15 protein-coding genes are annotated in these 13,422 nt (G+C 69.5%); 7 read left to right on the forward strand and 8 right to left on the reverse strand.

Annotation, left to right across the window (positions count from 1 at the left end; translation table 11 throughout):
- Positions 1 to 44: 44 nt before the first annotated feature.
- A complete protein-coding gene (locus ACIBGM_RS31130; RefSeq protein ID WP_396387546.1) occupies positions 45 to 512 on the forward strand; it encodes a MarR family winged helix-turn-helix transcriptional regulator in 468 nt (155 codons plus the stop codon).
- A 17-nt stretch (positions 513 to 529) separates the two neighbouring features.
- Here ACIBGM_RS31130 and ACIBGM_RS31135 read toward each other — a convergent pair whose 3' ends face one another.
- From ACIBGM_RS31135 to ACIBGM_RS31150, 4 genes are all read right to left on the reverse strand, one after another.
- Positions 530 to 1,402 carry a diacylglycerol/lipid kinase family protein gene (locus tag ACIBGM_RS31135; RefSeq protein ID WP_396387547.1) on the reverse strand — a complete coding sequence of 291 codons (873 nt, stop codon included), beginning with the start codon at positions 1,400 to 1,402 and terminating at the stop codon, positions 530 to 532.
- Positions 1,402 to 2,232, reverse strand: coding sequence for a twin-arginine translocase subunit TatC (gene tatC, locus ACIBGM_RS31140; protein WP_396387548.1), 831 nt, complete (start codon positions 2,230 to 2,232; stop codon positions 1,402 to 1,404). Before tatC ends, ACIBGM_RS31135 begins: the two co-directional genes overlap by 1 nt.
- Positions 2,233 to 2,247: 15 nt before the next feature.
- Positions 2,248 to 2,553: a twin-arginine translocase TatA/TatE family subunit gene (locus ACIBGM_RS31145; protein ID WP_396387549.1), complete on the reverse strand. Its 306-nt coding sequence runs from the start codon at positions 2,551 to 2,553 to the stop codon at positions 2,248 to 2,250.
- A gap of 62 nt (positions 2,554 to 2,615) precedes the next feature.
- The gene (locus ACIBGM_RS31150) at positions 2,616 to 2,807 is read right to left on the reverse strand and encodes a hypothetical protein (protein ID WP_396387550.1); all 192 of its coding nucleotides are present in this window, start codon (positions 2,805 to 2,807) and stop codon (positions 2,616 to 2,618) included.
- Positions 2,808 to 3,008: 201 nt separating this feature from the next.
- Between ACIBGM_RS31150 and ACIBGM_RS31155 the strand changes: the two genes are divergently transcribed.
- Positions 3,009 to 4,199: a winged helix DNA-binding domain-containing protein gene (locus tag ACIBGM_RS31155; protein ID WP_396387551.1), complete on the forward strand. Its 1,191-nt coding sequence runs from the start codon at positions 3,009 to 3,011 to the stop codon at positions 4,197 to 4,199.
- Between the two features lie 112 nt (positions 4,200 to 4,311).
- Here ACIBGM_RS31155 and ACIBGM_RS31160 read toward each other — a convergent pair whose 3' ends face one another.
- Both ACIBGM_RS31160 and ACIBGM_RS31165 read right to left on the reverse strand, forming a co-directional pair.
- Positions 4,312 to 5,289, reverse strand: coding sequence for a helix-turn-helix transcriptional regulator (locus ACIBGM_RS31160; RefSeq protein ID WP_396387552.1), 978 nt, complete (start codon positions 5,287 to 5,289; stop codon positions 4,312 to 4,314).
- Positions 5,286 to 6,242: a helix-turn-helix transcriptional regulator gene (locus ACIBGM_RS31165; protein WP_396357454.1), complete on the reverse strand. Its 957-nt coding sequence runs from the start codon at positions 6,240 to 6,242 to the stop codon at positions 5,286 to 5,288. Before ACIBGM_RS31165 ends, ACIBGM_RS31160 begins: the two co-directional genes overlap by 4 nt.
- A gap of 104 nt (positions 6,243 to 6,346) precedes the next feature.
- On the opposite strand from ACIBGM_RS31165, the gene ACIBGM_RS31170 reads away from it, so the two are divergent.
- The 3 genes from ACIBGM_RS31170 (at position 6,347) to ACIBGM_RS31180 (ending at position 8,926) form a co-directional block, all read left to right on the forward strand.
- The gene (locus ACIBGM_RS31170) at positions 6,347 to 7,420 is read left to right on the forward strand and encodes a DUF3866 family protein (RefSeq protein WP_396387553.1); all 1,074 of its coding nucleotides are present in this window, start codon (positions 6,347 to 6,349) and stop codon (positions 7,418 to 7,420) included.
- Positions 7,417 to 8,415: a hypothetical protein gene (locus tag ACIBGM_RS31175; protein WP_396387554.1), complete on the forward strand. Its 999-nt coding sequence runs from the start codon at positions 7,417 to 7,419 to the stop codon at positions 8,413 to 8,415. The genes ACIBGM_RS31170 and ACIBGM_RS31175 overlap by 4 nt, the downstream gene beginning before the upstream one ends.
- A gap of 76 nt (positions 8,416 to 8,491) precedes the next feature.
- Positions 8,492 to 8,926, forward strand: coding sequence for a hypothetical protein (locus ACIBGM_RS31180; RefSeq protein WP_360533807.1), 435 nt, complete (start codon positions 8,492 to 8,494; stop codon positions 8,924 to 8,926).
- 77 nt (positions 8,927 to 9,003) lie between these two features.
- Here the strand turns inward: ACIBGM_RS31180 and ACIBGM_RS31185 are convergent, their stop codons facing one another.
- Together ACIBGM_RS31185 and pafA are read right to left on the reverse strand one after the other, a co-directional pair.
- Positions 9,004 to 9,972, reverse strand: a complete 969-nt coding sequence (locus ACIBGM_RS31185; protein WP_360533810.1) for an FKBP-type peptidyl-prolyl cis-trans isomerase — start codon at positions 9,970 to 9,972, stop codon at positions 9,004 to 9,006.
- Positions 9,973 to 10,152: 180 nt separating this feature from the next.
- Positions 10,153 to 11,514 carry a Pup--protein ligase gene (pafA, locus tag ACIBGM_RS31190; RefSeq protein WP_360533813.1) on the reverse strand — a complete coding sequence of 454 codons (1,362 nt, stop codon included), beginning with the start codon at positions 11,512 to 11,514 and terminating at the stop codon, positions 10,153 to 10,155.
- A 183-nt stretch (positions 11,515 to 11,697) separates the two neighbouring features.
- Here pafA and ACIBGM_RS31195 point away from each other — a divergent pair, with 183 nt between their 5' ends.
- Together ACIBGM_RS31195 and ACIBGM_RS31200 are read left to right on the forward strand one after the other, a co-directional pair.
- Positions 11,698 to 11,961: a hypothetical protein gene (locus ACIBGM_RS31195; RefSeq protein ID WP_396387556.1), complete on the forward strand. Its 264-nt coding sequence runs from the start codon at positions 11,698 to 11,700 to the stop codon at positions 11,959 to 11,961.
- Positions 11,918 to 13,231 carry a hypothetical protein gene (locus ACIBGM_RS31200; RefSeq protein ID WP_396387557.1) on the forward strand — a complete coding sequence of 438 codons (1,314 nt, stop codon included), beginning with the start codon at positions 11,918 to 11,920 and terminating at the stop codon, positions 13,229 to 13,231. Before ACIBGM_RS31195 ends, ACIBGM_RS31200 begins: the two co-directional genes overlap by 44 nt.
- Positions 13,232 to 13,422 lie beyond the last annotated feature (191 nt).

Raw genomic sequence — 13,422 nt, forward strand, 5'->3', positions numbered from 1 at the left:
CCTGGTAACCAGATTCCTCAGCAGCTCATTCCCCAGGATGCCGAGTGACCGATCTCACAGCACTGTTCACCGACCTGGTCCGGCTGGAGACGCGGCTGTACAACGTGCTCGACGCCCGGCTGAAGGCGGAGCACGACCTGCCGCTGGGCCAGTTCGAGTTCCTCCGGTTCATCGCGGCCCGCGGGTCGGCCCGCGTGCACGACCTCGCCCACCAGATGGCGATCACCGTCGGCGCGACCAGCAAGGCCGTCGACCGGCTCGAGTCCGCCGGCCGCGTCCGCCGTACGGCGAATCCGCACGACCGCCGCTCGTCGCTGGTCACGCTCACTCCGGAAGGCGAGCGCATCCTCGCCGCAGCAGCCCCCACCGTCGAGGCGGAGCTCACCACCTGGGTGGGTTCGGTGCTGCCTGCCGGCGTCGTCGAACAGTTGGCAACGACCCTGTCCATGCTCCGTCAACGAGCCGAAGCAGACCACCGAACTGACCGCCCCGAACCCAAGGTCACGCCTTAGAGAGGGAAGGTTGTGTCTCAGGCGAAGACGGTGAGGGCGCCTGGGGCGATGGTGATGTCGACCGGGAGCGGGCCGAGCGGCTCGCCGTCGGCGTACGCGGTGATACCGGGCGACTCGATCCGGACCGACTTGCCGCGCAGCGTCAGCAGCCGGGGATCGCCGACGTGCGTGCCCTTGGCGAGCTTCGGGAACAGCTGCAGCAGGGTCAGCCGGGACAGCGGCGAGATGATCGTGACGTCGAGCAGGCCGTCGTCGATCTCGGCGCCGGCGCAGATTTGCAGTCCGCCGCCGTACGTCGGCCCGGTGCCGACCGCGACCAGCATGGCCCTGGTCTCGATCACCTGGTCGTCGACGGTCACGACGTACTCGAGCGGGGTGAAGGTGCGGAGCTCGGCGAGGGTGGCGACGGTGTAGCGCGAGTTGCCCTTCGGCCAGGTCATCGCGTTGGCGCGCTTGTTCACCAGGGAGTCGAAACCGCCGGCCACGACGGTGGTGATGTACTCGTCCTTGGCCACCGCGAGGTCGACCGCCCGGGTGTTGCCGGCCACGATCAGGTCGGCCGCCGCGGCCGGATCCTTCAGCGGTACGCCGATCCCGCGGGCGAAGTCGTTGCCGGTGCCGGCCGGGATCACGCCGAACGGCATCCCGGACCTGGCCAGCACCTGGGCGCCGAGGTGGATGGTGCCGTCGCCGCCGATCAGCGCGACCGCGTCGGCGCCGGAGGCGATCACGTCGGCCGAGATCCGGCCGACGTCCTCGGCACACGTCGTCGAGTACTCGTCGACGGTGAGCCCGGCCGCCTCCAGCCGCCCGCGGACGACCGGCGCGGCCCGGGCACCGAGGCCCTTGCCGGCGGTCGGGTTGACCACCAGCGCTACTTTCCTGCTCATCAGTCGGCCAGGAGCTCTTCGGTCCTGCGGGCCCGGCGGCGGTCGTTGAGCCGGGAGATCACCTCGGCGATGAAGAACAGCACGCACATCGGGATCGCCAGCAGGCACATCGTGAACGGGTCACCGGAGGGGGTCGCGACCGCCGCGAACACGAAGATGACCAGCACGATGTACGGCCGGAACCGGCCCAGCGCGGCGCCGGGGACGATCCCGAGGATGTTCAGCAGCACGACCACCAGCGGGATCAGGAACGCGACCCCGAAGACCAGCATCGTGCGCAGCACGAAGTCGAGGTAGTCGGGCAACTCGACCAGGTTCTGGATGTCGAGCGGGGTGAAGCCGAGCAGGATTTCGATGCCCTTCGGCAGCGTCCAGTAGGCCACCCAGATACCGCCGGCGAACAGCGGGGTGGCGAGCGCCGAGAAGACGTAGGCCCACTTCCGCTCGTTGCGGTGCAGGCCGGGCGCGATGAACGCCCACAGCTGGTACAGCCAGACCGGCGCGGCCAGGATCAGGCCGAACAGCGCCGAGATCTTGATCCGGAAGGTCAGTGCGTTGCCGACGCCGGGGAAGGTGAGCTGCGGGGTCTTCGTGTTGCCCGCGTCCTTGGCCATCTCGGCGACGCTGGTCAGGAACGGCTTGGTCAGGAAGTCGAAGGCCTGGTTGTAGAAGATCCAGCCCACGATCGTCCCGGCCACGATCGCGAGCACACTGATCACCAGCCGGTTGCGCAGCTCGATGATGTGCTCGCGCAGGGTCATCCGACCCTCGTCGTCCTTCGGACGGCGTTCCTTGGGTTCCTTACGCCGTCCGATCTTCACCAATGACACCGGCGGGTGCTCGGCTCAGTTGGCCGTGTGCGGCGGCAGGCCGTCGCCCGGCGCCTGGCCGTTCACCTGGTTCGGCTGCTGGGCCGCCTGCGGCTGCGCCTGGGGGGCGGCCTGCTGGGTCGGCGCCTGGGCCGGCTGGGTGGTGCCCTCGGTCAGCTCCGGCTCCTTCTTCTTCGGGCCGACCTCTTCCTCCCAGATCTTCTTCGACTTGCCGAGCTGCTTCACCAGAGCCGGCAGCTTGGCCGATCCGAACAGCAGCACGACGATGGCGAGGATGATCAGCCACTCCGCGCCCTGGGGCATACCGATGAGTGGTGCCATGTCGATCTCCCTTTCACAAAACTTCTAGGTGGACGCTCGAGCGTGCGAACGTGGGCCGAATACTACGCCGGTGCTCGCTGATCCTCGCGGGTCTGTCCAGACCCGGCCGTGGACATCGCGGCGTCCAGCTTGGACTGGGCGGCGACCAACTCACGCGTCAGCGCCTTGCCCTGGCCCCACAGCCTCTTCGCGAGCAGGGCGAGGACGAGCAGCCACACCGCCACCACACCGAGGAGGAGCAGGAACCAGTACATACCCAGGAGCCTAGCGGGTTCCCGGCGATCGCCCACGTCCCGCGGGGAGTCTCGGTGGACAACGGTGCCGGAACGTGATGGTAAAACCGGGTGTCTCGCAGCCGACGCGGCCTTCGGGCTGCCGGTCGGCCGGTGAGCGGGCAGACTGCTTCCGCGAGCGTGTGAGCACGGAAACTTTCGGTACGGCGAGGGGGCGGCTGGATGGTGCGGTTCGGGGTCGAGGAGCGGCGGACGCGGATCGGCCGGCGGCACCGGCTCGGGCCGGACGTCCAGGCCGCGGACCCGGTGGCGGCGGCCGCGTCCGTGGTGGCCCTGCACGCCACCGATCCCGCGACGGTCCACCTGTCTGTGGCTGCGCGCGTGCCTGGGAGTGAAGTGGCAGGCACGGAGCGTGCTCTGTACGAGGAACGGACGCTGATCCGGATGCTCGGCATGCGCCGAACGGTGTTCGTCGTACCCACTGCTTTTGCGCCGGTGGTGCAGGCGGCGTGCACGGACGACATCGCGGTGAAGCAGCGGAAGTTGCTGGTCAAGCACCTGACCGAGGCGGGGATCGCGCCGGACGTGGAGGCGTCCGGCAAGTGGCTGCGGGCGGTCGAGGAGTCGACTGCCACGGCGCTGACGCTGCGCGGGTCTGCGACCGCTCAGGAGCTGTCTGCGGACGAGCCGCGGCTGCGGAGCCGACTCAGTATGGCGGAAGGGAAGGCGTACGCCGCTCAGCCGTACGTGACGAGCCGGGTGCTGTTCCAGCTGTCGGCGGAGGGGCGGATCGTGCGTGGACGCCCGCTGGGGACGTGGCTGAGCAGCCAGCACCAGTGGTCACCGGCGGAGGACTGGGTGCCGGGCGGGCTCGGCGACAAGCTCGCCGCTGAGGAGGCGCGGGTGACGCTGGCCCGAGCGTGGCTGTCGTCGTTCGGCCCGGGTACGGCGGCTGACCTGCAGTGGTGGGCTGGTTGGACGGGCGGTCAGACGAAGAAGGCGTTGGTTGCGGTCGAGGCGGTCGAGGTGGACCTGGACGGGCAGGTGGGCTACGTGCTGCCGGGTGACGAGGCGCCCGAGGTGCCGGTGGAGCCGTGGGTGGCGTTCCTGCCGGCGCTGGACCCGACGCCGATGGGCTGGAAGGACCGCGACTGGTACCTCGGCGAGCACAAGGCGAAGCTGTTCGACAACACCGGCAACGTAGGCCCGACGGTCTGGGCCGACGGACGCATCATCGGCGGCTGGGGCCAGCCGGAGTCCGGCGAAGTCCGCTACCAACTCCTGGAAGACGTCGGCTCCGACACCCTCGCCCTGGTCGAGTCCGAAGCCGCCCGCTGGACCGCCTGGCTCTCCGGCGTCCGCGTAACCCCCCGCTTCCGCGCCCCCCTCGAAAAGAACCTCAGCCAGGGCTAGCCCCACCCCACCCGCGTTCGAGGGGATATCCCCTCGACCTATGCCTTCTCCGGTCGTCTACGAGGGGAGAAGGCACACCACGAGCGGATATCCGCTCGAACGAGAGGTGGGGTCAGGACGGGTCGTCGTACGCGGAGAGGGCTTCGCGGGCGGTGGCGGCGATCTGGGTGGTCAGGTCGGGTGGGTGGAGGAGTGTGGCGGCGCCGCCCAGGCGGAGGACCAGGCGCTGGAGCCAGCCGGTGTCGGCGACGCGGAGCTTGACGATGAGTGAGTTCTCCGGGCCTTCTTCGACCGACTCGTTCGGGTAGTACTCGGCGACCCAGCGGGCCGGCGGCGCGAGCCGGATGGTCGCCAGCAGGTCCCGCTCGGACGGCTGGAACATGCCGTTCGACAGGTCCCGCGGCGTCGCCTCCGGCGGCGGCTCGCTCGGCAGCTCGAGCAGCTTCACCGCAGCGATCCGGTCCAGGCGGAACAACCGGACGTCCTCGGCCAGCCGGCACCAGGCTTCCAGGTACGTGCGCCCCTCGGAGACGACCAGCCGCATCGGGTCCACGTCCCGCTCGGTGGTCTCGTCGCGCGACGGTACGTCGTACGTCAGATGCAGGCGACGCTTCCCAGCAAGGGCCCGGTTGACCGTCTCGGCGATCTCCGGCGCGGCCGGCTCGACGTGTACGTGGGCCGCCGCACCCTCACTCGCGGCCGCAGCCTCCCCCGCAGCGCGCTCGAGCTTGGCGATCGCCCGGTCGACCGCGTCCCGGTCGCTCCCGGCGGTCACCTCACGCAGCGTCCGGAGCGCGGTCAGCAGCGCCAGCGCCTCGTCCGCGGCCAGCCGCAACGGACGGGCCAGGTAGTCGGCGTTGTTGATGTGGATGACGCCGTCGCCCTCGGCCGCCTCGATGTCGATCTCGATCAGGTCGCCCATCTGCGCACCCGGCAGCCCGCAGAACCACAGCACCTTCAGGTCCGCGATGATCTGCTTCGGCCGGACGCCGAACTCCTTGGCGACGTCGTCGACCCGCGCACCGTCGTTCTCGCGCAGGTAAGGCACCAGTGCCAGCAGTCGCTGCACCTGGTCGCGGGCGTTGCTCATACGCCAGCCACCGTTCGCAAGCGCCACAGCACACCGTCCAGTACGTCGCCTGGGCCCTCAACCACCGCGTCGGGGCCGTAGGAGGCGATCTCCTCGGCCAGCACGCCGGAGTCGGCGTACGGGACGTGCAGGAGGTCCCAGCCCTCCTCGTACGGCTCTATGGCGTTCGCACGGCGTCGCAGGCTGACGCATGAGCCGGTGCGAGCCCGCACCTTCGCCTCCGACGTCGGACGCGGCGGCGCGAGCTCGGACACCAGTGACCGCAGGTCGGTGCCCTCCGGCACGGTGAACGCGCCCGGCTCGCCGACCGTCTTCACGTCCCCGCCGATCCGGGACAGCCGGAACATCCGGGTCGCCTGGCGGTCGCGGTCCCGGCCCACGACGTACCAACGGCCGTGCCAGGAGACGATCCCCCACGGCTCCAGGGTCCGCGTGGTCGGCTCCGACGCACCGCTGCGCAGGTGCTGGAACCGTACGGCGGTCCGGCTGACCACGGCCGACCACAGCGGATCGAAGGCCGGTTCGGACGCGCCGACGTGCGGCTCGATGGCGCTCAGCGCGGACTGGTCGGTCTGGATCCCGGCCGCCTTCAGCTTGAGCACCGCCGACGTGGTCGCCTCGGCCAGGCTGGCGTGCTGCCAGACCCGGGCGGCGACCCCCAGTACGGCGGCCTCGTCCGGCTCCAGATGAACCTCGGGCAGCTCGAACACGTCCCGGCGGATCCGGTAGCCGACCTCGTCGGAGAAGAACTTGTCGATCGTGCCCATCTCGATCGGGATGCCGAGATCGCGCAGCTCGTCCTTGTCCCGCTCGAACATCTTCTCGAACGCGTCGTCGGTCTGGCCCGCGTACCCCTCGACGACCTCGCGGATGCGTTCCTTGGTCACGTAGGTGCGCGCGACCAGCAGGCAGATGACCACGTTGAGCAGTCGCTCACTCTTCCGCGCCGACACCCGACCACCTTACGGCCTGAAAGCGTCAAACCCCGCCCTCCCGCACCGAAATCTTCGAACACACCTTCGAGGCACGTGCCTCGTCGAGGCACTACAGTCGGCCTGTGATTCGGTGGCGCGACGGTGTGGTGCGTGAGGTCGGACGGAGCTGGGCGGGCGCTGTCGAACTGACAGTGACGGTCGGTTCGCAGGCTGTGCGCGCGCTGGCCTACCCGGAGCTGGTCGGTTCGCCGGTGGCCGGCGACCGGGTGCTGCTGAACGTCGGCGCGCTCGACAAGGGCCTGGGGACGGGCGGGTACGCCTTGGTGGTCGCCGTACCGGACCGGCTGCCGGAGGACCCTCCTGAGCACGGCCACCTGGTCAAGGCGCGCTACACGCCGCTGCAGACGATGGTGCTGGGCGCGGACGAGCAGGACTCCCCCGACCACGACGTACTGCGTGACGCGGACGACCTCTTCCGTACGCCGATCGTCGTGGCGGACCTGCACTCGGCGCTCCCCGCCGTACTGGCCGGTGTGTACGAGGCACGGCCGACCACGCGGGTCGTCTATGTGATGACTGACGGTGGGGCGCTGCCGCTGGCGTTCTCGCGGACTGTGGCGGCGCTGCGGGACAGCGGGTGGCTGAGCGGGACTGTGACCGTTGGACAGGCGTACGGCGGGGATCGGGAGGCTGTCACGGTCCACACCGGGCTGCTGACCGCCGTACACGTGCTGACGGCGGAGCTCGTCGTACTGACACAGGGGCCGGGCAATCTGGGGACTGGGACTCGTTGGGGGTTCTCCGGGGTGCAGTCCGGTGAGGCGGTCAACGCGGTCGGCACGCTGGGCGGGCGGGCCGTGGCGTCGCTCCGGATCTCCGAGGCCGATCCACGGCCGCGGCACCGCGGGATCTCGCACCACAGCCTGACCGCGTACGGCCGGGTGGCGTTGCAGCCGGCGGATGTCGTCGTACCCGATCTGCCGGGTGAGTTCGGTGACGCGGTCCGCGACGCCGCCGAACCACTCAAGGCCCGGCACCGCGTCGTGCGCGTGGGAGTGGACGGCCTGTACGACGCCATGCGTGCAGCGCCGGTCAAGTTGTCGACGATGGGCCGCGACCTGGACGCCGACCGCGCGTACTTCGAGGCAGCCGCAGCCGCCGGGCGCCATGCCGCCGGACTCGTGGACGTGCCGTGATCATCACCGCCGCGAGCTTCCCGACGCCCGAGTTCATCATGACGACGAACAATCCGGCGGTCTGGGACCAGAAGGCGCGGTTCGCCGACTTCCAGGCAGCTGCCGCCAACCAGGCGCTGGAGAGGTTGAGCGGGACGCTGGGCCGCCTGTCGACGCCGGACGAGCGATCGATGGCCTTCGTGCAGCTGTACCGCGACCTTGCGGAGTGGCGGTATCGCCTCGCCCATACCGCCGAGGGTCAGAGCCCCGGCGCCGAGCTCGAGCAGTACCACCTCCCGATCGGCGGCCATCGCATGGTCGATCGCTTCGGTCCGGGTCGCCGGCGGGAGCTGACGACCGACCGGGCCACCGGCCTGGTGGTCCGGGTCGACGAGACTCCTGGCAGCCGGACGTCGGCCCGGATGGGGGCGATCATCGAGGCGCGGTTCCAGGCTGAGGCGCCACCCGGCCTGGAGACGCTGCAGAACCACGTGCGGTTGCCGGACGGCCGGGCGATCCCGGGGAACGTGCTGATGCGCGGGAGCGCCGCCGCAGAGGCGTACGGCGTCGCCGTTCCTCCCGAGGGGATCTGGTGCACGATGACCGGTGCGGAGGCCGATCGGCATGCTCTGCAGCGGGAGGCGTTCACTGTGCTGGGCGATCTGGAAACACAGCGGGCCGAGGGCCGAGGGGACCTGATTGCCGATCCGGACGCGCGGCGGGCGTTCACTGCGGCGGAGTACTACCTGTACCAGGGGCCGGAGTACCAGCGCGGTGGGGACGCGACGATCAGAGTGCTGCTGGCGGCCTCGCACGCCCGCATCTTCGACGCGGCGCCGAAGCTGCCGCACGACATCGACCTGATGGCGTACGCCGCTGGACAGGACGAGTTCCACAGGCACGTGGACAGCACTCAGGCGGTGTTGTCGAGCGGTGCTCCGGTCCTGGCCGGCCAGGGTCAGCAGCCAGTGGCACGGCGGCAGCAGCAGCGTGGGGTAGCGCCGGAGCGAGGGTGACCGGTGGGGGTACGTCCACCTCGAGTGTGGTCGCAGTACTCCTGATGCTCAGGGCTTCGGCGGCGACGCTGGAAGCATGGCAACCACTACTGCAGTCGAAGCCCCACTGACGGCCCGTTGGGCGACCCTGCTGTGGTTGCTCGCCGTCGGTGCGGGGGTCGCGGAGTCCGTCGTCGGCGCGATCCAGGCGGACAGCTCGCTACCAGCTCTCGCGGTCCAGCTCGCCGTACGGACGCTTGTGTACGGCGGACTGTTCGTCACCATCGACCGCTACTTCCGTCACGGCGTCCCCTGGTCCCGCTACCTCCTTGCCGGGCTCCTGGGCACCGTCGGCCTCGCGTCCCTCGTCTACCAACCCATCACCTGGCTGGCCGACCACCAGCTCAGCGACCTCAGTTGGTCTCCCTCGTTCTTACTCTCGGCAGGCCTGCGCACCATCCACCTCAGCGCCCTGCTGGCCGCCCTGGCCCTCACCTTCCACCCGGACACCAACCGCTGGTTCCGCCGATAAACACACCGAGAGCCGGCCTCCCACGTAGGGAGACCGGCTGTCGGTAGCTGCTTCGGTTACCGACCCTGCTGCTTCGGTTACTGACCCTGCTGCTTCGGGGCCGGGAACGCGTTCAGCACGTCGATGACCGCGAAGGCGCTGACGGTCTTGCCGGCGGCGTCCTTGGTCGGGGGCAGCTCGACGAGGACGCGGCTGCCGATCGGGATACCGGCGAGGGCGTCCAGCGGGCCGGCCTGGCCGTTCGGGCCGGGGCCTACCTGCAGCTGGTCGGTCGGGGCGCCGGGCTGCGCGGGCTGGCCCTGCGCGGCGGGCTGGCCGTCCCAGGTGCTGGCCTGCTTCTTGCCGGCGTAGTCGAACACGACGTACCGGCCGATCAGCTGGCTGCCCTTCTCGATCGGCTTGCCCTTGCCGGTCGCGAACACCACCGGCTTGCCCGGCTTCGCCGGCGCCTTGCTGCCCGCCGGGACCGTCACCTTCGGCTCCGCGTTCAGCGCGCCGGTGACCTTGATCGCACTCGCCGTCGAGGCCGCCGGGGTGGCGTCCAGCGGGGTGTCGTTGGCGGCCGCGCCGACCAGGTCGACGACGAAGATCAGCGTGTCGTCCTTGGTGATGCCGGCTTTCTCGTTGCCGCCGGAGGGGCCGTAGCCCTTGTCGGCAGGGATGGACAGCATCACGCGGCTGCCGATCTTCTTGCCGACCAGGCCCTCGTCCCAGCCGGCGATGACGCCGCCGACCCCGATCGGGAACGACGCCGGCGCACCCCGGTCGTAGGAGTTGTCGAAGACCTTGCCGTCCCGCCAGATCTGGCCGAGGTAGTTCGCGGTGAGCAGCTCGCCCTTCTTGACCGCCGGCCCGTCGCCCTCCTTGAGGACCTCGGTCACCAGGGTCTTGTCCGGGTCACCTTCGCGGTGGGTGACGGTCGGCTTCTGGCCGAACTCCGAGGTCACCTTCACCCCACCGGCTCCGAACTCCGGTTCGTCGGAGCCACAGGCGGCCAGCCCGGACCCGAGCGCGACCACCGCGACCAGACTCAACAACTTGCGCACGAAACGAGCACCTCGAAACATCCCGGCGCGATCCGCGCCGCTCGACTCGGAGGGCAGAACCCTCTCGGGGGGCAACAACGCGCCCACCCTAGCCTGCGCACGCAAAGAGCCCATCGCCCGACCGCGTCACCATTGCGTCACACCACGTACAGTGACAGCGATTTCGTCGTACGGCGGACCTCACATGCTGGCGATGAGTTTCTCCACTCGTTCGTCGTGGGACTTGAACGGGTCCTTGCACAGCACGGTGCGCTGGGCCTGGTCGTTCAGCTTCAGGTGCACCCAGTCGACGGTGAAGTCGCGGCGGCGCTCCTGCGCGCGCTTGATGAACTCACCGCGCAGCCGGGCCCGGGTCGTCTGCGGCGGCACCGACTTGGCCTCGAAGATCCGCAGGTCGTCGACCACCCGGGTGACCGCGCCCTTGCGCTCGAGCAGGTAGTACAGCCCGCGCGGCCGGTGGATGTCGTGGTACGCCAGGTCGAGCTGGGCGACCCGCGGGCTGGCCAGGCCGAGGTTGTTCTGCTGCCGGTAGCGCTCGATCAGGCGGTACTTGATCACCCAGTCGATCTCGCGCTCGATCCCGCTCAGGTCACCGGACTCGATCGCCTTCAGCGTCCGCTCCCACAGCGACAGCGCCCGCTCGACGGCCGGCGTCCCGAGCTCGCGGCGGTCGACGAAGTCGCGCGCCTTGGTCAGGTACTCGCTCTGGATGTCGAGGGCGCTGGCCTCGCGGCCGTTGGCGAGCCGGACCTCGCGGCGGCCGGTCATGTCGTGGCTGATCTCGCGGATGGCCCGGATCGGGTTGTCCAGGGTCAGGTCGCGCATCACGATGCCGGCCTCGATCATCCGCAGTACCAGGTCGGTGCTGGCCACCTTGAGCAGCATGGTGGTCTCGGACATGTTCGAGTCGCCGACGATGACGTGCAGCCGGCGGAACCGCTCGGCGTCCGCGTGCGGCTCGTCGCGGGTGTTGATGATCGGCCGGGACCGGGTGGTCGCGCTGGAGACGCCCTCCCAGATGTGCTCGGCGCGCTGGCTGACCGAGTACACCGCGCCGCGCGGGGTCTGCAGCACCTTGCCGGCGCCGCAGATCAGCTGGCGCGTGACCAGGAACGGGATCAGCACGTCGGCCAGCTTGGCGAAGTCCCCGTGCCGGCTGACCAGGTAGTTCTCGTGGCAGCCGTAGCTGTTGCCGGCCGAGTCGGTGTTGTTCTTGAACAGATAGACGTCGCCGAAGATGCCCTCGTCGTGCAGCCGCTTCTGCGCGTCCACCAGCAGGCCCTCGAGGATCCGCTCACCGGCCTTGTCGTGCGCGATCAGGTCGGTGACCGAGTCACACTCACCGGTCGCGTACTCCGGGTGGGAGCCCACGTCGAGGTAGAGCCGAGCCCCGTTGCGGAGGAAGACGTTGCTGCTCCGCCCCCAGGACACGACGCGCCGAAACAGGTACCGCGCCACCTCGTCCGGGGTCAGTCGGCGCTGACCGCGAAAGGTACACGTGACGCCGTACTCGTTCTCCAGACCGAAGATTCGCCGGTTCACACACCCACACTACGTGGCACCTCCGACAACCGGGCCATGTCTCAGGCGCGCCGTTTCACGGCGTTACCCCTTTGATGTCAACCGACTGCGAGTGGAGCGCTCTCCGGACGACGGGTGGATCTCCGGGTGGAGGTCGATCCGACAGTAGTGACGACCCAGGTTGCGGATGCCAGCGTCGGCGTCATGAGGAGACGAACCTTCACCGCCGTACTCGCCTCGACGATCCTGACCGGGGTGTCGCCGGCCTTCGCCCGCAGTGGTGACCTCACGCTTCGGCTTCCGCCGCCGACGGGAGGATTCCTGGTCGGTACGACGAGGTTGCCGTTGGTGGATCGTGATCGCACTGATCCGTGGAACGGCGCCGGCGTGCGTGAGCTGATCGGCGGGCGGCGCGACCGCGGCGGTGTCGCTCGACGATCCGCGGGTCCGAGCGGCGGTCAACCTTGATGGGTACCTGGATTCGCTGGACGGTGAGCTGCACCCGATTGCTGAGCATGGCACCGACAAGCCGCTGCTGCTGGCCGGGACGGACGGCTTCCGCGACGATCGCTTCGACCGGACCTGGGCGGCCGTGATGGCTCACGGCGGAGCGGTACGGCGCGTCGAGCTTCGGGATGCGAACCACTGGGTGTTCACCGACTACGCCGCCCTTACTCCGCAGCTGCAGGCGGCCGGCCTCGTCACGCCGTCGGCTCGGGCTCGGCTGATCGGCAGTACGTCTTGCGGGATCAGCGCGTACGCGTGCTGGTGCGGAGCTTCTTCGATCGGGCGCTGTAACTTTCTGGCGACGGAGTGCATCGACGTGGGTATGAGGAGACTCACCGGGTTGGCCGGCACGCTGAGCGCCGTACTGCTGGCGGCGACACTCGTCCCGACGGCAACGGCGAGCACCACCGCCGTCTGTGGACTCAGGCTGGGGTCGGTGACGGCATCGGGCGGTCACCGCCTCCAGCAGGTCTCCGCGACCACGCCGCCGAGCGTCGTACAGTCCGTCGACGGGCCGAAGGACCTGTTCCCGGACGGGCAGGTGCGGCTGGCCACTGCGGTCGGCTGGGAGCCCGGTGCGAGCGAGGGCGAGCACCGCTTCGCCACGGTCTCGATCGGCAACAGCCTGTACGACGTCTACTACCACGTCGGCGACAACCTGACCGATGTCACGCCGGGCACGTACGAGCAGACGCTGATCGGGGGCGGCTGGACGCCGAGCATCACGTACGTCGAGGAGTCGTTCTACTTCGCCGCCGACGGGTCGCACCGGGCCAACAACTACGCGCTGTGGTCCGGGACGATCCACCGCTGGAACCAGGGCTGGGGCCAGCCCAAGGTGTTCAAGGGGTTCGACGCGGTCAAGACGATGACGCTGATCAGCCAGACCCCGACGTACGACACCTTCCTCGCGAACACCCGCGGGGGCGCGCTCTACACGATCCGGATCCCGCTGAGCAGCACCGCCGTACCGATCGTGAAGAAGGTGCGGACGCGGACGTGGCAGGGCTTCGAGACCCTGATCGCGGAGAAGTGCGGCCGGGCGAGCACGCTCCTTCTCGGCATCGACAAGGACACCGGCTCCGGCTACCTCTACGCCATGAGCCACGCCAACGGAACCGCCACCATCATCAACTCCCTCGGCAAGGTCCCCGGAACCTTCACCGACCCCACCCACTTCCGCTTCCGCCAAACCCTCCCCACCCCAACCGCCGCCCTCAACGGCGAGTAACCCAAACCCACAGAAGCCCCCACCGGACGACTTGCCCCCCGCACGACAGCACCGCCCGCACGACAACTCCGCGCGTACGACGACTCCACCCGCACGACGACTCTGCCTGCACGACGACTCTGCCTGCACGACAACCCGGCTCGCACGACAACTCAGCATGTACGACGGCTCCACCTGCACGACGACCCGCC

It is taken from the genome of Kribbella sp. NPDC050470, from assembly GCF_044458365.1.
In the GTDB taxonomy this organism is placed as follows: domain Bacteria; phylum Actinomycetota; class Actinomycetes; order Propionibacteriales; family Kribbellaceae; genus Kribbella.